Raw genomic sequence first — 19170 nt, forward strand, 5'->3', positions numbered from 1 at the left:
GAGTTTTTCCTCTCTCAGGCGGACGGGTTCTGCCGCGCGCGGAGGTCGTCCGTGCGGGTGCGGATCTCGTCGGTGATGTCGTGGACCCGGCCGGTCGGGCGGGCGGCGATCTGGGCGAGGACGGCGGAGTACAGGCGGGCCAGGTCGTCCAGCACCGCCTGCGGGAGCCGCCGGCCGTCGGCGTCGAGGGTGATCTCCAGCGCGGCGCGGGCCGGGTCGCGGCCCACGGTGGCGAGGAGCGGGGCGTCGGTGTGCTCGAACCACCGGACGTCGGTGAGGTACGCGCGATCGGCGGCCACGTCGGAGTAGGCCGGGAAGTCCGTGTAGTTGAACAGCGCTGCGTAGCGGGGCTGTTCGGGCGCCGCGCACCGCCGGTGGGCGAGCGCCCGCATCTCGAACGCGAACACCTCGTCGATCAGCTCGGGCCACGTCTGCCCGTCGACGCGCACCCGGTGCGGCTGGAAGTTGAGGAACATCCCGACCAGCGCCTCGGCGCCGTCCGTCTCGGGGCGGCCGTGCGTGAACACCCCGCTGACGACGTCCTGCTCACCGGTGACGAGCGCCAGGACCCGCAGGTGGGCCGCCAGCAGCACGTGCTTGAGCGGGTGCCCGGTGCTCCGAGCGACCTCGCGCAGCTCGGCCTCCTGCTCAGCCGGGACGACGACGGTGGCCTCCGCCCAACGAGCGCCGCGGCCGTCGGACGGATAGCCGGGCAGCGCCGTCCCGGGATGTCCGGCGAGGACGTCCCGCCAGAACCCCTGCGACTCCTCCGATGCGCGGGCCGAAGCCTCCGCCTCCACGTAGGCGCGGAAGGAACCGGGCTGCGGCCACTCCACCGGCGTGCCCGTGTACGCGAGCAGGAGGTCCCGGACGAGCAGCGACAGGCTCCAGCCGTCGACGATCGCGTGGTGGAAACCGAGCGAGAGGACGAAACGATCCTCCGCGAGCCGGTGGGCGGCGAACCGCAGCGGCGGCCGGTCCCAGGCGAAGCCGGAGCCGCGCTCGCGCTCGAACCAGGCGTCGGCCGGGCCGTCGTCGTACACGGTGAGGTCGGGCTCGGCCGAGGCGTGGACCAGCTGCCGCCGCGCGTCCAGGTCGAACGAGGTCCGCAGGGTCTCGCACGCCTCGATCATCCGCCGCAGCGAGGCCCGGAGCAGCGGCTCGTCCAGCGGCAGGGCGACGGTGTACGCGAAGACGTCGTGGTACGCGGACTGCGCCGGGTCGCGCCGCGTCGCTTCGAGCATCCGCAGCTGCGTGGCCGTGAGCGGGTACGCGTCGACGACGCCCTCCGGCAGTGGCCCGGCCGCGGCGACACTTTCCGTCGCCTGCACCGCCTCGGTGACGGGCGTCTGCCCCGCCAGGCGACGGACGAGGGCCCGGACCGTCCGCGCCTCCATCACGTCGCGCATCGCCGCGCCGGGGAACACCTTGCGGAGCTTGACGAGGATGCGGATCGAGGTGATCGAGTCGACCCCTGCGTCGAGGTAGTTCTCGTTCGCCCCGACCGTCTCCCGGCCGACCGCCTTCGCGATGATCCCGGCGACGGCGAGCTCCGTCTCGTCCTCGTCGCCGCCCGCCGCCCCGTCGGCCGCGTAGCGCCCGAGGGCCGCGAGGAAGTCGTCGACGAACGCCTCCGCCGTGGCGGTCTTGATCCGGGACGGGTCGTGGCACACGGCGATCTCCGTGGCGTGCGCGAAGTGGTCCCGGTGGACGTGGACCAGCACCGGGAAGCTGGTGAGCTCGAAGTACCGGGCGCTCGCGATCGTCACCGGGCCCTCCTGCGCCGCGACCTCGCCGACTCCCCCTACTCCGCCCGCTCCACCCGCTCCACCCGCTCCACCCGCTACCCCGACTCCACCCGCTCCCGCCGCGTACGCGTGGAAGTCGGTGTAGTTGAAGACGACGTCGAAGAGCGCTCCCCCGTGCTGCCGCTCGATGTCGGCGAGCGGGTACCGCTGGAGCGGGATCAGCTCGCGCTCGCGCGCGAAGACCGTGGTCGGCAGCGCCGGGTCGTCCGCCTCGCCCACCTCGACGGGGAACGGCAGGGTGTTGAGGAACAGGCCGACCATCTCGCTCCCGCCCGGGATCTCCGGACGGCCGTTGCCGACCAGGCCGGCGATCACCCGGGAGGCGCCGCTGAGCTCCGCGAGCGCGGCGCAGTGCGCGGCCAGGTAGAGCGACTTGAGCGGCAGTCCGAGGGCGGCGGCGCGCCGGCGCAGCCGGGCTTCGAGGTCGGCCGGGACGATCCGCTCGACCGCCGCGGTCTCGATCTCCTGGCCGGGCGACGGACGGCCCGCGACGAGCGTCGCGGCGTGGCCGCCGAGCAGGCGCCGCCAGGCGGCCCGGTCCTCGGGCCGCTGCGCGCTCTCGCGTTCCAGCGCCACGTACGTGCCGTAGCTCGGCGCCGGAGCCGTCACCCGCCCGCCGGGGAGTTCGCCGCACCGCCGCCGGATCTCCTCGACGACGAGTGCGACGCTCCACCCGTCCAGGATCAGGTGGTGGAACGAGACCGCCAGGTTCACGCGGTCCGCGCCCCGCACGTGAACGCAGAAGCGGATGGGCGGCCGGGCGAGATCGAGCGGGCGGTGCTTCTCGGCCTCGATCCAGTCCTCGACGGCCTTGTCCTGTGCGCCGGAGGACAGCTGGGAGACATCCACGAACTCTACGGCCGGCAACGCCTCCGCGAGGACGATCTGGAGCGTCTCCTCGTAGTTCTCCAGGTCGAAGTACGAGCGGAGTTGGGCGTGCCTGGCCACGGTCTCACGGACAGCACGGGCCAGTTGGTGCGGGTCGGTCACGCCCGCGAGCTCGTAGTCGAAGATGTCGTGGTAGACGGGCGAGTCCTCGTCCAGCAGCGAGTGGTAGATCATGCCGGACTGGAGCTTCGTGAGCGGCCACGCGTCGACCACGTCGGCGGGGAGCAGGGCCCGGTCCTCGTCCGACACGAGTGCGAACGCGGGCGTGACGGCCGCCTCAGCGGCGCCGCCCCGGGTGAGCGAGGCGGCGAGCTCCCCGAGCGTCGCGTGGGCGAACACATCGCGCAGGCCTGCCGGGTAGCCGGCCGCGCGCAGGCGGGAGGAGACGCGCAGGGCGAGGATCGAGTCGCCGCCGAGCGCGAAGAAGTTGCTGTCCAGACCGACCGGTTCGGCCAGGCCGAGCACCTCCTGCCAGGCGCGGGCCACAGCACGCTCGGCGTCCGTGGCGGGTGCGGGGCCGGGGCTCGTGGTCCCGGCGGCACCCGCCGTCGGCGCGGGCAGCGCCCGGCGGTCGAGCTTGCCGTTCGGCGTCGTGGGCAGGGCGTCGAGCCCCACGAGGTACTGCGGCACGAGGAACTCCGGCAGCAGCTTGCGCAGCCGGGCCCGCAAGTCGTCGGCGTCGAAGGCCTGGCTGACGACGTACGCGGCCAGCGCCTGCGCGGGCCCCGACGAGTCCACGACGACGGCCGCGTCCTGGACACCGGGCAGGTCCCGCAGCACGGCGGCGATCTCGTCGGGCTCCACGCGCAGTCCGCGCAGCTTGACCTGGTTGTCGATGCGGCCCAGGTACTGGATCTGCCCGTCCGGCAGGAAGCGCGCCAGGTCACCGGTCCGGTAGAGACGGGCGCCGGGTGCGGTGCCGTACGGGTCGGCGACGAACATCCGGGCGGTGAGCTCGTCGCGCCCGTGGTAGCCGGTGGCGACGGCCACGCCACCGATGCACAACTCGCCTGGCACGCCCACTGGTTGGAGCCGCAGATCCTTGTCAAGGACATACAGCCGCACGTTGGCGATCGGCGTGCCGATGGGGACGATCTCGCCCGGGTAGTCGGTCGTGCAGGGCCAGTGCGAGACGTCGATCGCGGCCTCGGTGGGGCCGTACAGGTTGTGCAACTCGCAGCCCGGGAGCGCGGCGTCGAACACCTCGATGGTCTTGCGCGGCAGCGCCTCCCCGCTGCAGACGACGCGCTTGAGCGAGCCGCAGTGGCCGGCGAGGCCGTCCGCCTCCAGGAACACGTTGAGCATGGAGGGCACGAAGTGCACGGTCGTGACGGCGGCGGAGCGGATAAGCTCCTTCAGGTGGTCCGGGTCCCGGTGCCCGCCGGGCTTGGCCACGACGATGGCCGCGCCGGTCATCAGCGGCCAGAAGAACTCCCACACCGACACGTCGAAGCTGTACGGGGTCTTCTGCAGGACGCGATCCTCGCCTGTGAGGGGAAAGGCGGACTGCATCCAGTGCAGCCGGTTCGCGAGCGCGTCGTGCCGGTTGACGACGCCCTTGGGCTGCCCGGTGGAGCCGGAGGTGTAGATCATGTAGACGGGGTCGGCGGGGCTCGACTCCCGTACGGGGTCGGCGTCGTCCTCGTGCCACGATTCCGGACCCGACAGGACGAGGACGTCAGCCGTCACCTCACCGAGCGCCTCGCGCTGCCGCTCCTGGGTGAGGATCAGCGGCAGGTCCGCGTCCTGCACCATGAAGGCGATCCGGGCGGCCGGATACTCGGGGTCGATCGGGACGTACGCGCAGCCCGCCTTCACGATCGCGAGCAGCGCGACGACCATCTCCACGGACCGTTCCATGAAGACGCCGACGAACGGGCCCTTCCCGCGCGCCGCGAGCTCCCGACGGATCCGGTGCGCCAGCCGGTTCGCCCGCCGGTTGAGCTCGTCGTACGTGAGGCGCTCACCGTCGAACGCGACGGCGAGCGCGTCCGGGGTCCGCCGGACCTGCTCCTCGATGACGTCGACGACCGTCCCGGCCGGGTATTCGGCCCGCGTGTCGTTCCAGTCGTCGAGGATCAGCCGCCGGTCCGCCTCGCGCGTCATCGACGCCGCGCCCACCGGGGCGTCGACGCCGGCGGCGGCCAGCGAGGCCAGGAGCTGCGCGTAATTCCGCAGGATCCGCCCGGCGGTCTCGCGCGCAAAAAGGTCGGTGTTGAACTCCAGCTCGAACGCGTACGCGTCGTCGGCCGCCTCGACGTACAGCATCAGGTCGAATTTGGCGGCCGTGCGGCGGACCGGGCGGTACTCGGCGACCGGCCGGGCCCGAGGTCGAGCGCGGGCCGGCCGCCGAGCAGCGTGAGCATGGTCTGGAACACCGGGTTGTGGTCGCGCGGCCGCTCGACCCCGAGCGCCTCGACCACCTTCGGATACGGGGTGTCACCGTCGTCCAGCAGCCGCTCGGCCGCCTCCTGCGCGCTGCCCAGCACCGTACGGAAGCTGTCGTCCGGGTCCACGGGGACGAAGAGGGGCAGCGTGTTGACGTAGCAGCCGACCTCGTCCAGGTCCTCGGCGCCCGGCCGGTTGAGCACCGTGGTGCCGACGGCGATCCCGTCCTGCCGCGTGTACCGGTTCAGCAGCACGGCGTACGCGGCGAGGAACACCGGGAACGCGGTACTGCGGCACTCGCGCGCGCACTCCTTCAGCAGCGGCTCGACGTCCGCGCGCGGGACGGTCACCGTCAGGCTGTCGCCGCGGAAGGTCTGCACGGCGGGTCGCGGGCGGTCGAGCGGCATGCCCAGCAACTCAGGGCAGTGGGCCAGGGATCGGCGCCAGCGCTCGACCTTCTCGGCCTGGTCGGCGGTGGCATCGGCCGTGCGGCTCGCCGCCACGAACTCACGGAACGCGGCGCCGACGGCGGGCCGTTCCGGGATCCGGCCGTTCGCCGTGAGCGCGCGGTAGTTCTCCCCGATCTCGTCCAGGACGAGATGGATGCTCCAGTCGTCGATGACGATGTGGTGAGCCGTCAGGGCGAGGAGCCAGAGGTCACCCGGCAGCGCCACGAGGAGGGTGCGCAGCAGCGGGGCCACAGCGAGGTCGAACGGGTGCCGGTGGTGCTCGGCGAGCAGCTCGTCCGCCTGAACGCGGGCCTCGGCTGGGGCGGTTGTGCGGAGGTCGGCGAAGGTCATGCGGTCCGGAGCGGATTCGTGCACCCTGGCCCGCGGGCCGTCCGGGGTTTCGAGGAACGTGGTGCGGAGGGCGTCGTGCCGGAGGACCGTCGCGTGGACGGCCCCGCGTAACGCCTCCGGATCGAGCGGGCCGCGTATGTCGAAGGCCACCGATTCGTTGTAGGCCGGTTCGTCGAAACCGGCGAGCTCGTGGAAGAGCCAGAGGCTTTCCTGGGTGTGGGAGAGCATGCGCATGCCAGATTGAGGGATCGCGGCCATACCGCACTCCAAAGTCGGGGCAGGGCTTCAGCCCGTAGGCGTGAATTTGCTGTTGTGCACAATCACGGCGTGCCGCAGCGGAGTTGCCGCCACCGGCCGGAACCGGGGCAGGCCACTCCCACGCCGCACCAGGTCGACGTTCGGACGGGTCCCGCCGCTGCCTACGAGGCGTCGACGGACCCGTGGAACGGGTCGAACACCTCGTCGTAGGGGCGGAGGATGGCGTCCAGCGTCTCGGGCGTCGCCGCCGCGTCCGGGCCTTCGGCGACGGGCTCGGTGGTGATCACCACGTGGGCGGCCGCCTTGCGGGCCAGGGCCACGGCCGTGTCGACGTCCTCGGCGTGGACGACGACGAGCCCGCAGCGGTCGTCCGACCAGCGCAGCTCCGACACCACCCCACCCGGCCGGACGCTCACAACCACGTCCACGACGCCTTCGACGGCCTTCGCCGCGTCGACACCGGTCACGGACGTGACGACACCCGGGTCGGCAGTGAGGAAGCGGACCGCCGCCGCACCGCGCGCCGGGTGGAGGCCGTCGAGCGGAGAGCCCCGGCCGGCCAGCCGGAAAGCGGCTTCCTCCATGTCGATCCCGTACACCAATTTCACGAGATCGTTGATGCGGTCGCCGCCGCGCCGGGTGTGCGATTCGATGATGCGCGGTCCGTCGGCGGTCACGATCACCTCTGTGTGCGAGGGACCGTCCTGCAATCCGACCGCGTCGAGCAGGCGAATCGTCACATCACTGATCTCCGAGAGTTCGATGTCGGAAATGGGCGCGGGAATGACGTGCCCGACTTCGACGGTCCCGCCGTCGGTGTCCTTCGCGGTGACCGCGACGACGGTGTGCCGCCCGGCCTCGGAAAAGGCCTCGACACTCAGTTCCGGGCCGACCAGGAGCTGCTCGACCTGGAATTCACCGAGCCCGAACTCCTGGCACCAGGCCCACACGTCGTCGACCTCGTCGAGCGATGCGATCCGCCGCACCCCGAGACTGCCGGACCCCATCGTCGGCTTGACGATCGCGGCACCGTGCGCCGCGACGAACGCGCGCAGCTGCGCGTGGGTGGGGTTCAGCTCGAAGGGCACCGGGCCGATGCCGCGCTCGTTGAGGAGCGCACGCATGGCCGACTTGTCGTGCAGCAGCCGGGCGGTGCGTTCCGTGGTGCCGGCGATGCCAAGCAGCGAGGTCAGGTGACCCGCGACGAGCTGGGCCGCCTCGGTCTGGGTGACGATCCGGTCGATCGGGCCGAGCTCGTGCAGGGCCCGCGTCATGGCGACGGCGGAGGGCACGTGCTGATAGTCCACCAGAACGAGCTGACGACAGAACGGAATAACCGCCTGGTCGAATTGCGAAGGCTTCTGGAGGTAAACGACGTCGACATCGGCCGACGTGGCCTTCGGAACAATTCGAATGCTGTCCCCGATGATGAGGACACGAGGCTTTGCCACGAGCTTTCCCCCGGTCTGACCGCGCTCACTCATGCCGCTGGCGACACTAGCACAGGGGCAACGGGGGCTGGTAGGGACGGACTTGGCGATTGACGTTTCTTTACTCGTCACCGTACTTACCGGCTGGTACTTCATCATTTCCGCTGGTCAATGGTCCGGCTCGGGGAACCGGACCGAATTGATCACCGAACGGGAGTAAGGGTCGCAGTCGGATTCCGCTGGGGCGAATGGTGCGGGTGGTGACGGGCGAGAGGGGAGAGCCAGATGAGGAGAGCGAGGACGAGGGCGATCGGCAGGACCGTGCAGGCGGTCGCGGTGGCGGGGGTGACGTCAGGCCGCATCGGCGCCGCCGGCGGGGAGGTCGAGTTCGACCCAGACGGTCTTGCCGTTGGGGTGGCGCGGGATCGTACCCCAGCGGTCGGCGAGCGCGTCGACGAGCGCGAGGCCGCGCCCGGACTGGGAGTTGGGCGTGAGTCTGACCGGGAGGACGGGGAGGAGGCGGTCCCCTCGGCAGTCGGACACCTCGATACGGAGGGTGGTGCCCCGGCGCACGGTGGTGGTGAGGCAGAGGTGGAGCTCGAACCCGCGCCCCGGAACGCGGCCGTGCGTGATCGCGTTGGCCGCGAGCTCGCCGACGACGAGGAGGGCGGCGTAGTACGCCTCGGTGGCCGTCAAGTTGAGGCGCCAGGCGGCGAGTTGACGGCGGGCGATCCGGCGTCCGATCGCCGCGCCCTTGGGGGTGGCGGTGAGGACGGAGGTGTGGGAGCGGGGATTGTCGAGGGGGGTTTCGGACTTCATGAGCAAAAGCGTGACGGCAGAGACGTACGCTGACCATGGCCGGAGCAGGCACGGAGAGTGCTTGTACGGCAGCGGATTGTCGCCTGTCACCTCTGGCGGGCGTGATCGGATCATAGGGGTGGTCACCATGGGTGGAGTCCGGGACGAGGACTCGACGACGACGATGCCGGAGGAGGAGGGCGAGGTCTCCGACTTCTTCCGCGCCATCGGGAAGCAGATCAAGCTGCTGCGCGAGCGGGCCGGCTTGACCCAGAAGGAACTCGGCGAGAAGGTCGGCTACGGCGAGCACCTGATCGGCGCCGTGGAGCGCGGAAAGCGCACCCCGCAGCCCGAGTTGCTGGTCGCGCTCGACAAACTCCTCAACGCCGGTGGCCTGTTGGCCGTCGCGGCGGAGGACGTGGTCAAGGCGCGGGCCAAGGCACGGATGCGGCACCCGCACTGGTTCCGGGGCTACGCGGCCTTGGAGGTGGACTCGGTCGAGAATCACAACTACGCCACGCTCGACGTACCTGGCCTGCTCCAGACCGAGGAACATGCCCGTGCTGTCTACGCAATGAGGCAGCCGCTTCTGTCCGAGGAGGTGATCGAGATGCGGGTGGCTGCACGAATGGAGCGCCAGGCTGTGCTCACCCGATGGCCACGGGGGATGTTCAGCTGGGTGATCGACGAGGGCGTGCTGCGCAGGCCCCTGGGCGGCTGGGATGTACACACAGCCCAGCTACATCGCATCCTTGAGGTCGGACGGACCCGAGGCATGGTGATCCAGGTGCTGCCGCTGGACAGGACAGAACACGCGGGCATGGGTGGCCCGTTCATCCTGATCACCCCCAAAGGGCGTCCTCAGCACGCCTACATCGAGGTGCAGACGAGCAGTAGGCTGATCACCGACCCGGACGAGGTCCGGATCATGAACGCGCGATACAGCACCCTCAGGGCGCAGGCCCTTGGCCCTGAGGCGTCCATGGCCTTGATCGAGAAGATCCTGGGAGAACGATGAGCACCGACCTGGCATGGTTCAAGAGCAGCTACAGCGGCAATGAGGGCGGCGAGTGCATCGAGGTCGCCGAGACCCCCGGCGTCGTCCACGTGCGCGACTCCAAGGACAAGAGCGGCCCGCAGCTGGCCTTCGAGCCGGCCGCATGGAAGGCGTTCGTCGACTTCGCCGCGACCGCCGAGGCCTGAGAGCGTAATCCGAGCCGGTACGTGGGAAGTCGGATCCGCCGACTTCCCACTCCGTATCGATCCCTTCGGCTCAGTCCTTGCAGACCACGTTCGCGCGCACTTCCGGGTGGTCCCCCGAATAGTTCACGGACTGGGCCAGCCAGCCGTTGCCCCAGAAGCTGGACTCGTAGATCGCCGTCCCGACGGCGATGGCGCCTCCGCCGGTGACCATGCCGGTGGGGCAGTACTTCAGGTCGTGGGCGGTCCCGTGGCTGAACGGGAGTTTGGTGCCGTCGCCCCAGTAGTGGTGATGGGGCGAGGTCGAGCAGATCACGAAGGGCCGCAACTCCAGGGGCCTCCCGGACGGGTTGTTGATGTTGTAATTCCAGGTGTTGTTCGCCTCGTTCCCATCGGCGAAGGACCCTTCGACATCGATGACCCCGAGGTCGACGAGCCCGCCGCCGCCGGTGGCGTACTGGCCGGCCGGACAGGTCGCCGAGAGACCGCCCTCGTTCCGAGGTGCAACCGTGACGGGGCCGTTGGAGATCTGGGTGTGCGGCTCCGTGGAACAGATCACCGTCGCCCACAGGGTCGCGTCGACGTCCGATTCGCCGTCCACCGTGACGACCCAGCCGTTGCCACGCGGGTAGGAGCTGATCAACTGCAGGGGGTTGTCGTAGGGAGAGACCTTCGGTCCGCCACCGGTCGGCGTCTGGCCGGCCGGACAGGTCACGGTCGCTTCGTAGAAGACGTGGACGTTGCTCTTGGGCACGGCCACGGGATCGCCGATCACCTGCGTGAGCGCCTCCGCCGGCGCGGCGGACGGGCTCGCCGGCGGAGGGCCGGGCTCCCGGGCGACCGCGGGCGGCGCGGCGAGGGAGAGGATCAATGCGATCAGTACGGTCAGGGCCCGCGTTCTTTTCAACGCTTCCTCCGGGGACGGGGACGGGACGGGCAGGAGTGCTCTCCCGTATCCCCTCTGCTCCTGTCTCCGGTCGTCGGGCCGTGGTCCCTCACTCGGATGATTCGAACAGATCACTCCGGCGCCTCGCCCGACCGCCCGTCACCGTCGAACGGGGCGAGCTTGGTGTGACCGGGCTGCCGCCCAGCGCCGGTCAGGGTCGTCAGCGTTGGGCGAGGGCCGCGGCCACCAGCATCCCACCGGCCAACAGCGCGAGGACGGCCAGCGAGAGAGCCAGGATCCGCGCGCCCGCGACGTACCAGCGGGTCGGCTTGAGGCCCAGGAGCTCCGTGGCCCACAGTGAGACGTACCCCGCGCCGTGGCGGCGCACCGCGTCGGCGATCAGGTGCCGGACCTGGTCGTCGACCCGCAGGATCATCCGCCCGGCCGAGCGGTCCACCAGGGACACGAAGACCGGTTGGGCCCCCCTCGCCATCCCCTCCCAGGCACGCACGGTGGCGAGGTCGTGCAGGTTCACCTGCCGCTCGCCCGTCCAGCTGCGGGCCCGGGCTGTCCCACCGGCCACCCGCACGCTCTTCGGCCGCGCGATGACCGCCTCCAGCAGGGTCGCGGGCCCGAACACGGCCATCAGCCCGGGCACCAGCATCGCCCCCGAGCGCACGAAGGCCGGCCCGACCACCAGCGGCGGCACGGCGATTCCCAGCACCACTACGGACCACCCGACGGCGAAGAACAGGCGCCGCCGTCGAGCGGCGTCGGTCGAAGCATTCACCGCGCCAAGGTAGACCCGCCGACCGGGCCGGCACCATGGCCAGGCAGGATCCCGGGGCGGCGGGCCGGCGAAAGTCGCGTGACCCCACCGACGGCACCGGAGACACTGACGCCATGACTGGTTCCGCACCGCCTCGACTGCTCCGACCGCGTGCCCTGAGGCCCGGAGACCTGGTTGTCATCGCCTCACTCTCCGGTCCCCTGCCCGCCGCTTACGAGCCCAACGTCGAGCAGACGGTGGTCGTGCTCCAGCGGATGGGCTTCCGCGTGCGCCGGGCTCCGCTGCTCGAAGCCGGACGCAGCCATTGGTGGAGCGCGGCCACGCCGGCGGAGATCGCCCGTGAGCTCAACGGCCTCCTACGTGATCCCGAGGTGCGCGCGATCGTCGCGAGTGACGGCGGTCAGGCCGTGCTCGGCTACCTCGACCTGATCGACGTCGAGGCGATCCGGGCCGACCCCAAGCCGATCCTCGGCTACAGCGACATCTCGCTGCTGCACCTGGTGCTCTACGCGCGCACGGGTCTGGTCGGGTTCCACGCCGACATGACCGTTCCCGGCTTCGGCGGGCACTGGCAGTCCGCACCCGTGGCGCGCCGAGCGGAACTTGAGAGTCTCTATTCCAGGCTGCTGACCGGTACCGAAGCGATCGGCGCGCTGCCGGCGAGCCCGTCGTGGGAGTGCTGGCGTCCCGGTCGTACCGAGGGCCGGCTGATCGGCGGGGTGATCAATCGCATCGTGCTGGCGCAGGCGACGCGATTCTCCCTCCCGCTCGAACGGTTCGACGGTGCGGTGCTGTTCTGGGAGGAGATGGGCGGCCTGGCCTCCCACGTGTGGAGCTACCTGCAGGTGATGCGGCACTCCGGCATCCTCGACCGGATCTCGGGCATGGTCGTGGGCGTTCCGCGCGAGATCGTCGGACTGGAGCCCGACGCGTCCCCGACCCTGCCCGAGATCGTCCTCGACGTCCTCGGCGACCGCGACATCCCGGTCCTGGGCAACGTCGACTTCGGGCACGCCGGCCCGAACCTGCCGATGCCGGTCGGCATCCGCGTCGGCCTCGACGCGCAGCAGCGGACGCTGTCGCTACTCGAACCGGCGGTAGGGCCGCCCGCGACGACGGGACCGGCCAGCTGAGCGCCACGGATCACCAAGCCGACGCGTTGAGCGTCCACCCGGTTTCGCACGTGACGTCCACTCACACCCGAAGATGGCGCTTGCCGCTGCTCGTTCCCTATGCCGCGGTGCGGTGACGGGTGCCGGCGGCTGTCAGCGGCGCCCGTGACCCGTCCGGTCGGCATGGCGCCAGCCGGGCGTAGTAGGAGAACGGCGGGCCGATCAGCCGGGTCACGTGGAGTCCCGCAGCATTGGCATGGCGAGCCAGGGTGGCGCGCCGCACCTGGTGCCGGTCGAAGAACTCGCCCACCACGATCCGTCCGTTCGGCTTCACCACCCGGCTCAGCTCCGTCAGCGTCACCTCCGGCTGCGGGATCTCACCCAAGGCCGTCACCAGGTAGGCGGCGTCGAACACGGAGTCCTCGAACGGCAGGTGGTGGGCGTCCGCCCGGGTCGGCGCGATGTTGGTGAGACCGCGCTGTGCGGCCCGGCTCATCACGTGGTCGAGCATCTCCTGCTGGACGTCGACGATGTCGAGTCGACCGTCAGTGCCCAGCTGCGGGGCGGTCTGCAGAGCCTGCAGGCCTGTGCCCGGTCCGACCTCCAGGACCCGCTCGCCCTGACGCAACTCCAGCATCGAATCGAGCCGCTCCTGGCTGAGCAGCGGCAAGGGCAGGTCGAGGAGCCGGCGCTGCGCGTACGGGTAGGGGGCGGAGTCGAACGCCCACCAGGACAGGGCCGCGGCGCCGGCCGCCGCCGCGGTCAACCCCCATCGCGCTCCGGGGCGACCGAGTGCAGTGCGAAGGTTCATGATCAAGAGTCCTCTGTCTTGAGTAAGTGACGGCTGGTCAGGCAGGCTGTGGTGTCGGAACGCGGAGCGCCCGCCAGGCGACGAGGGCACAGACCACCGCAAGCGGTAGTTCGGCGAAGCACGCCATGGCCAGCGCGACGGCGAAATCGCTGCCGGGCCCCGCTGTCATCGGGTCGAACCAGGAGTCGACCAGCAACAGCATCGACGTGGCCGCAGCAGGCAGGGCCCGGCGGGGATCGCCACGAGCGGCCAGGACCCCGGTGGCGATGAAGCCGAGTGCCTCCATGGCATCCAACCCGGCCCAGGCGGCCGACCAGTGCACAGCAGTCGCTGTTGACGGCAGGGTGGTGCAGAGCACGAACGCCCAGGCGAGAACGGCGACTCCACAGGCGATGAGTGCCGACTCAGGCCACCGGCAAGGGCTACGGCGCCGATGCTGCGCGGGCTGCTTGCCCGCGGCGGCGCGGTCGCGGGTCGAATCGGGCAGCACCTTCGCCGTTGATCGCTCGATGACGCTGTACTTCTTTGTCGTGCCGCGAAGATCGATCATCGGTGCATTCCTCATGACCATGAACCTAGGAACGGACCACGATCCACCGCGTCGGCCGGCGGATGTCACCTCTTCCCAGGCCGTCGGCCCGGGAGCGTATCCGGCGTACATCCCCGGGGCGACGCGCAGAGCCGACGCCACTGAATACGATCTCCGTATGGAACGGCTTCTCCAGCGTCTCGCGACATCGAGCCGACCGTGAGCACGCCGGTGGCACCGCCCGAGGGGTTGGAACTCCTCGGGCGGTGCCACCATTGCGCGAGCCGATCCGGCACCCACGACCTCGCAGGCGCCCGACAATCACCCGACAGCCGGGCCTTGTACGGGCCGGCCGGCCGCCTCCAGCAGCAGCTTCGCCGCCACCGTCGCCCCGTCCGCCCGGATCGTGCCCGCCACGGCCTTCGCCCGCTCGGCGACCTCGGGCGTCAGCACCACCCCCAACGCCGCCGTCAGCGACTCAACCGTCGGCGCCGGCCCCTGGTGTGCCGCGCCGATCCCCAACTCGGCCACCCGCGCCGCCCAGTACGGCTGGTCCGCGATCAGCGGCACGATCACCTGCGGCGCTCCCGCCCGCGAGGCCGTCGTCGTCGTGCCCGCGCCGCCGTGGTGCACGACCGCCGCCACCCGCCGGAACAGCGCCTGCTGGTTGACCTCCCCGACCACGAAGCAGTCGTCGCCGTCGTCGACCGCCCCCAGCCCGGCCCACCCGCTCCCGACGACGACCCGACGCCCGTACGCGCGGCTCGCCTCGATGACCGCTCCCGCCACGTCCTTCGGCGCGTACGACGCCATGCTCCCGAAGCCCACGTACACCGGCGGCTCCCCCGCGGCCAGGAACGCCTCCAGCTCGTCCGGCAGCGGACGCTCGTCCGGCAGGATCCACGCCCCGGTCTGCAACAGCTCCAGGTCCGTCATCCCCTCCGACGGGCAGAGCACCGCGTCCGCCGCCAGCCAGGGCCGGTCCCCGAAGACGTGATCGCGGACGTTGTCCACCGGCGGCAGCCCAATCCCGGCCCGCCCACGGTTGAGCGCCTCGCCGTACAGGCCGTTCACGCGCTCGCCGTCCTCCCGCCACAGCACCCGGAGGTCGGTCTCACCCTCCGACAGCGGCGGCCCCGGGCGCCGGCCGGGCCGGAAGTGCGGCGACGGGATCCCGGCGATGTGGAAGCACGCGAACACGTACGGGACGCCGAGCTTCTCCGCCACGTCCCGCGCGCCCGCCGGCATCAGCCCGGTCGCGAGGATCGCATCGCACCCGTCCTTCGCCGCCGCGGCGAGCGTCTCGAACCGCGCCTCCACCAGCGCCGGCGCCAGCCGGAAGGCGTCCTCGCCCGTCGGCGGCTTCGGGTTGGCGACGATCGACTTCACCGTCGGCCCGAGCGGCACGAGCGGCACGCCGACCCGTGCCAGCAGGGCGACGAAATCGTCGTCCGCGGGCGCGCAGACCGCCGCCTCCGCCCCGAGCCGCTGCAATTCCACCGCCAGCGCCGCCAGCGGTTCGACGTCTCCGCGTGATCCCCAGCTCGTCAACAAAACGCGCATTTCCCGGCTCCCGTTTCCGCAGGTCATGGCCTTGAGACCGACGATTGTGCGGCACACCGGGGGCCTTGCGGCAAGCCCCCCGGTGCGTTATATCTTGATAGTGGCGAGGAGAATATTTCTTCTCGCCTTTTCCGTGCCCACTGGACCTCCGGATAGGGTTTCCCGCAGGGGGCGGGCGCGAGGGGGGATCGCCGTGGAGCGACGGAAGCTGATCGGGATCGGTGCGGGGCTGTACGGCTAGCCTCCGGTCCTACCCGCGCGGGGGCTCCAGCACGAAGACGGGGATCACGCGGTCGGTCTTCTCCTGGTATTCGGCGTACGGCGGGTACGCGGCGACCGCGCGCTCCCACCACTCGGCCTTCTCGTCGCCGGTGATCTCACGGGCCGTCATGTCCCGGCGTTCGGGCCCGTCCTGGAGCTCCACGTGCGGGTCGGACTTGACGTTGAAGTACCAGACCGGGTGACGCGGGAAGCCGCCCTTCGAGGCCACTGCCGCGTACCGCCCCTCGTGCTCCACGCGCATCAACGGGGTCTTGCGGATCTTGCCGCTCTTCGCGCCGCGCGTCGTGAGGATGACGACGGGCAGGCCCGTGTCCCAGAGCGTCGTTCCCTGCGTGCCGCCCGAACTCTCGTACAGCTCGACCTGCTCGCGCACCCACTGCGCCGGACTCGGCTCGTACTCGCCCTCAAGAGGCATCGCGTTCACCCCATCGTCACGTCATGAAGTGTGGTGTCCGACAGGCAGTGCCCGCTCCGGCCGGAGGCACCCCCAGCTGAAGAAGCCTATCGGCTACTACGCGCGTGTTCGCGTCACGGACGGTGGCCGTTCGGTGGTGTCACGAGCACGTGGGCGCGGCCTCGTGAAGGCCGCGCCCTGTGGCCGTGCGCGCGCTCGACCTGCTCCGGGTGGTCAGACCTTCCTGATGTTGTACGCGATGCCGCTGCCCACGCAGCTGCCGGTGCTCTGCGAGTTCGTGACGACCCACCCCGCCGGGATCGGGGAGAAGGAGCAGACGGTCGCGTAGCTCTGGTTGGCGGTGTTGGCGATGGAGTACGCAACGCCCGTACCCGCGCAGCCGGCACTGCTGTACGAGCTCGTCACGACCCACCCCGCGGGAATCGGCGACATCGAACAGACGGTCGCCCAGGTCTGGTTGGCGGTGTTGGCGATCGAGTACGCAACGCCCGTACCCGCGCAGCCGGCACTGCTGTAGGAACTCGTGATGACCCAGCCCGCCGGAATCGGCGACATCGAACAGACAGTGGCGCGGGTCTGGTTGGCGGTGTTGGCAAGGGAGTACGCGACGCCGGTGCCGGCACAGCCGGCGCTGCTGTACGAGCTCGTGATGACCCAGCCCGCCGGAATCGGCGACATCGAACACACGGTGGCGCCGCTCTGCCCGCTCACATCGGCGATGGTGTACGCGACCCCGGTGCCCGCACAACCGGCGCTACGGTACGAGCTCGTGATCACCCACCCTGCCGGAATGGGCGAGTTGGAGCAAACGGTCGCGCCGGCGGCGAGCCGCTGCGGGGTCGCCTGGGCTTGCGCGCTCGCGGCGGTCACCAGGCCCAGGAGCATAAGCACGACCGTCACCAGATGGGGTATGCGGTTACGCACGGACGTCAAGGCAGGCCTCGAATCATCTCGACGCTCCACGGCCGCGCTGATGTGACCGATGTGAACGATTGGCACACGGTTCTTTCACCGTGGCTGAGATAGTGTCAGAGTTGTTGCAGGGCCACCAGAGTGCCCCGGACCCCGATGTGCCGATCGGTAAAGCGCTTGCCGTGAGCCGGAGACCCCTGCTCGAATCGCCGTCGTGAACGCCTACCTGCACACCGACCACCTGGCCCTCCGCCGCTTCACCCCCGCCGACCTGGACGACCTCGCCGCGCTGCACGGCCACCCCGACGTCATGCGCCACATCGACGACGGCCGGCCCGTACCCCGGACCGCCGTCGAACGCGAACACCTCCCCGCCCTCCTCCGCGAGTACCACGAACTCCCGGACGGCATGGGCTGCTTCGCCGCGGTCGAGACGTCGTCCGGGCGCTTCCTCGGCTGGGTCTCGCTCCGCCCCGCGAGCAGCGTCGGCCTGGCCGGCGGCGACACCGAACTCGGCTACCGCATGCTGCCGTCCGCCTGGGGCCGGGGCTACGCCACCGAGGGCTCGCGGGCGGTCGTCCACCACGCCTTCACCGAGCTCGGCGTCGAGCGGATCGTCGCCACCACGATGGCGGTCAACACGGCCTCCCGTCGTGTGATGGAGAAGACCGGGCTGACGCACGTCCGCACGTTCTTCGAGGAGTGGCCCGAGTACATCGAGGGCGCCGAACACGGTGACGTCGAGTACGCGATCACCCGCGAGGCGTGGGGCCGGGGCCGGTAGGACCACCCCCGCACCGACGTGCTACTTCTCCCCGAGGACGAGGAGCTGAGCCCCTGTTAGGGTGCGCGCATGTCATCGATCAAGCAGTTCCAGGTCACCTTCGACTGCGCGGAACCCGAGCGCGTCGGCCGCTTCTGGTGCGAGGTGCTGGGGTACGCAGCAGCGAATCCTCCGAAGGAGTTCGCCACTTGGGACGACTACGAGAACTCCCGGTCCCCCGAGGAACGGGGTTCGTGGTTCGCCTGCACCGATCCGACCGGCGTGGGCCCGCGGCTGTACTTCCAGCGCGTTCCCGAGGGGAAGGTCGTCAAGAACCGGGTGCACCTCGACGTGCGGGTCGGCACCGGGCTCGTGGGCGAGGAGCGCCTCGCCGCGCTCGAAGCCGAGTGCGCACGGCTGCTCCCGCTGGGCGCGGTACGCGTGCAGTTGCTGTACGACGGTCACGACTCGTGCATCGCGATGCAGGACATCGAGGGCAACGAGTTCTGCATCGACTGAACAACGTCCTGCCGAGCCGCGCACCCCGGAGATCCCCGAGCCGACCGCTCGGGGATCTCCTTCGTTCCGGGGCCGATCAGGCGTCCACGGGCTGCCAGGCCGGCCCGTCCTCGCCCGACTGCACACGCCCGAAGACGACGTCGGCGAAGTGCACGCCGAAGCCGATCGCGTCCGGCTCGGCCAGCTCGGCGACCAGGCGGCGGCGGTTCTCGGCGGTCCGGGCGAGGTCGTGGTCGAAGCCCGAGGACCACTCGGGGTGGTCGATCTGGATCGGCGAGTGCACGGCGTCGCCGAAGGCGATCAGGCGCCGGCCGCCCCCGGTGATGACGTACTCGGCGTGCCCGACGGTGTGGCCCGGGGTGATCCGCACCTGCACGCCGGGGAAGACCTCGTCGCCGTCCGAGACCGTCCGGACGTGCGGGGCGAGGGCTGCGGCCTGCTCGGCCGTCAGGTCCCCGCGCCCCTCCCACTCGGGCCCGGAGATCAGGTAGTCGGCGTGGGCGAACGCGGGCCGGTCGCCCTCGGGGGTGCAGGCCCAGCCGAGGTGGTCGACGTGGAGGTGGGTGAAGGCCACCGCCTCGATGTCCTCGGGGGCCCGGCCGAGTCGCGCCAGGTTGTCCAGGAGCGCGCCGCCCCGGATCGCGTGGAGCGGGCCCTCCGGGAGCTCCAGCGTCCTCGGGCCGACGCCCGTGTCGATCAGCAGCGCCCGGCCGCCGTGCTCGACGAGCAGCGCGCCGACGCTCCCGACGAGGTTGCCCGTGGGGTCCAGGTACTCGGGGTGCGCCGCCCACACGTCCTCCGTGGTGTCCGGCAGCATCGCGAGCGGTCGGAGCCGCACGTCACCGTCCGGCACGTACGACACCTTGGTGTCACCGAGCCATACCGAGCGGATGTCCGACGGCCGGCTCAGCCGTGCGGTGTCCTGCTTCGTGCTCAAGTCCACTGTGAGTCCTCTCCCCTGATGGCCGTTCATCGGCCCGGCGCCGCGCTCTCCGCGGCGACGGAGATCACCATAAGC

The 19170-nt window shown here is 70.8% G+C and carries 18 protein-coding genes; 7 read left to right on the forward strand and 11 right to left on the reverse strand.

Annotated elements, in window-relative coordinates; translation table 11 throughout:
* Nucleotides 1-14: 14 nt before the first annotated feature.
* The 4 genes from ACFVSN_RS41300 to ACFVSN_RS41315 form a co-directional block, all read right to left on the reverse strand.
* A complete protein-coding gene (locus ACFVSN_RS41300; RefSeq protein WP_387958649.1) occupies nt 15-4964 on the reverse strand; it encodes an amino acid adenylation domain-containing protein in 4950 nt (1649 codons plus the stop codon).
* Nucleotides 4964-6118, reverse strand: coding sequence for a condensation domain-containing protein (locus ACFVSN_RS41305; RefSeq protein ID WP_387958651.1), 1155 nt, complete (start codon nt 6116-6118; stop codon nt 4964-4966). Before ACFVSN_RS41305 ends, ACFVSN_RS41300 begins: the two co-directional genes overlap by 1 nt.
* 185 nt (nt 6119-6303) lie before the next feature.
* The gene (locus ACFVSN_RS41310) at nt 6304-7626 is read right to left on the reverse strand and encodes an ATP-grasp domain-containing protein (RefSeq protein WP_387958653.1); all 1323 of its coding nucleotides are present in this window, start codon (nt 7624-7626) and stop codon (nt 6304-6306) included.
* A gap of 297 nt (nt 7627-7923) precedes the next feature.
* Nucleotides 7924-8391, reverse strand: coding sequence for an ATP-binding protein (locus ACFVSN_RS41315; protein ID WP_387958655.1), 468 nt, complete (start codon nt 8389-8391; stop codon nt 7924-7926).
* A 127-nt stretch (nt 8392-8518) separates the two neighbouring features.
* Between ACFVSN_RS41315 and ACFVSN_RS41320 the strand changes: the two genes are divergently transcribed.
* Nucleotides 8519-9388 carry a Scr1 family TA system antitoxin-like transcriptional regulator gene (locus ACFVSN_RS41320; RefSeq protein WP_387958705.1) on the forward strand — a complete coding sequence of 290 codons (870 nt, stop codon included), beginning with the start codon at nt 8519-8521 and terminating at the stop codon, nt 9386-9388.
* Nucleotides 9385-9573 carry a DUF397 domain-containing protein gene (locus ACFVSN_RS41325; protein ID WP_387958657.1) on the forward strand — a complete coding sequence of 63 codons (189 nt, stop codon included), beginning with the start codon at nt 9385-9387 and terminating at the stop codon, nt 9571-9573. Before ACFVSN_RS41320 ends, ACFVSN_RS41325 begins: the two co-directional genes overlap by 4 nt.
* 70 nt (nt 9574-9643) lie before the next feature.
* Here ACFVSN_RS41325 and ACFVSN_RS41330 read toward each other — a convergent pair whose 3' ends face one another.
* Both ACFVSN_RS41330 and ACFVSN_RS41335 read right to left on the reverse strand, forming a co-directional pair.
* The gene (locus tag ACFVSN_RS41330) at nt 9644-10477 is read right to left on the reverse strand and encodes a hypothetical protein (protein ID WP_387958659.1); all 834 of its coding nucleotides are present in this window, start codon (nt 10475-10477) and stop codon (nt 9644-9646) included.
* Nucleotides 10478-10676: 199 nt separating this feature from the next.
* Nucleotides 10677-11246, reverse strand: a complete 570-nt coding sequence (locus tag ACFVSN_RS41335; protein WP_387958661.1) for a hypothetical protein — start codon at nt 11244-11246, stop codon at nt 10677-10679.
* Between the two features lie 113 nt (nt 11247-11359).
* Between ACFVSN_RS41335 and ACFVSN_RS41340 the strand changes: the two genes are divergently transcribed.
* Nucleotides 11360-12379 carry an LD-carboxypeptidase gene (locus tag ACFVSN_RS41340; protein ID WP_387958707.1) on the forward strand — a complete coding sequence of 340 codons (1020 nt, stop codon included), beginning with the start codon at nt 11360-11362 and terminating at the stop codon, nt 12377-12379.
* A gap of 97 nt (nt 12380-12476) precedes the next feature.
* Here ACFVSN_RS41340 and ACFVSN_RS41345 read toward each other — a convergent pair whose 3' ends face one another.
* From ACFVSN_RS41345 to ACFVSN_RS41360, 4 genes are all read right to left on the reverse strand, one after another.
* On the reverse strand, nt 12477-13169 hold the full coding sequence (locus ACFVSN_RS41345) for a class I SAM-dependent methyltransferase (protein WP_387958663.1): 693 nt from the start codon (nt 13167-13169) through the stop codon (nt 12477-12479).
* A 37-nt stretch (nt 13170-13206) separates the two neighbouring features.
* Nucleotides 13207-13719, reverse strand: coding sequence for a hypothetical protein (locus tag ACFVSN_RS41350; protein ID WP_387958665.1), 513 nt, complete (start codon nt 13717-13719; stop codon nt 13207-13209).
* Nucleotides 13720-14019: 300 nt separating this feature from the next.
* On the reverse strand, nt 14020-15261 hold the full coding sequence (locus ACFVSN_RS41355; protein WP_387958667.1) for a glycosyltransferase: 1242 nt from the start codon (nt 15259-15261) through the stop codon (nt 14020-14022).
* 250 nt (nt 15262-15511) lie between these two features.
* Nucleotides 15512-15958, reverse strand: coding sequence for a nitroreductase family deazaflavin-dependent oxidoreductase (locus ACFVSN_RS41360; protein WP_387958669.1), 447 nt, complete (start codon nt 15956-15958; stop codon nt 15512-15514).
* A gap of 349 nt (nt 15959-16307) precedes the next feature.
* Here ACFVSN_RS41360 and ACFVSN_RS41365 point away from each other — a divergent pair, with 349 nt between their 5' ends.
* The 4 genes from ACFVSN_RS41365 (at nt 16308) to ACFVSN_RS41380 (ending at nt 18152) form a co-directional block, all read left to right on the forward strand.
* On the forward strand, nt 16308-16475 hold the full coding sequence (locus tag ACFVSN_RS41365) for a hypothetical protein (protein WP_387958670.1): 168 nt from the start codon (nt 16308-16310) through the stop codon (nt 16473-16475).
* A gap of 9 nt (nt 16476-16484) precedes the next feature.
* A complete protein-coding gene (locus ACFVSN_RS41370; protein WP_387958672.1) occupies nt 16485-16937 on the forward strand; it encodes a hypothetical protein in 453 nt (150 codons plus the stop codon).
* A gap of 147 nt (nt 16938-17084) precedes the next feature.
* Nucleotides 17085-17654, forward strand: coding sequence for a GNAT family N-acetyltransferase (locus ACFVSN_RS41375; protein WP_387958674.1), 570 nt, complete (start codon nt 17085-17087; stop codon nt 17652-17654).
* A gap of 69 nt (nt 17655-17723) precedes the next feature.
* On the forward strand, nt 17724-18152 hold the full coding sequence (locus ACFVSN_RS41380) for a VOC family protein (RefSeq protein WP_380445034.1): 429 nt from the start codon (nt 17724-17726) through the stop codon (nt 18150-18152).
* A 76-nt stretch (nt 18153-18228) separates the two neighbouring features.
* Here ACFVSN_RS41380 and ACFVSN_RS41385 read toward each other — a convergent pair whose 3' ends face one another.
* Nucleotides 18229-19125: an MBL fold metallo-hydrolase gene (locus ACFVSN_RS41385; protein WP_387958676.1), complete on the reverse strand. Its 897-nt coding sequence runs from the start codon at nt 19123-19125 to the stop codon at nt 18229-18231.
* Nucleotides 19126-19170 lie beyond the last annotated feature (45 nt).

It is taken from the genome of Kitasatospora sp. NPDC057904, from assembly GCF_042887925.1.
GTDB lineage: Bacteria > Actinomycetota > Actinomycetes > Streptomycetales > Streptomycetaceae > Kitasatospora.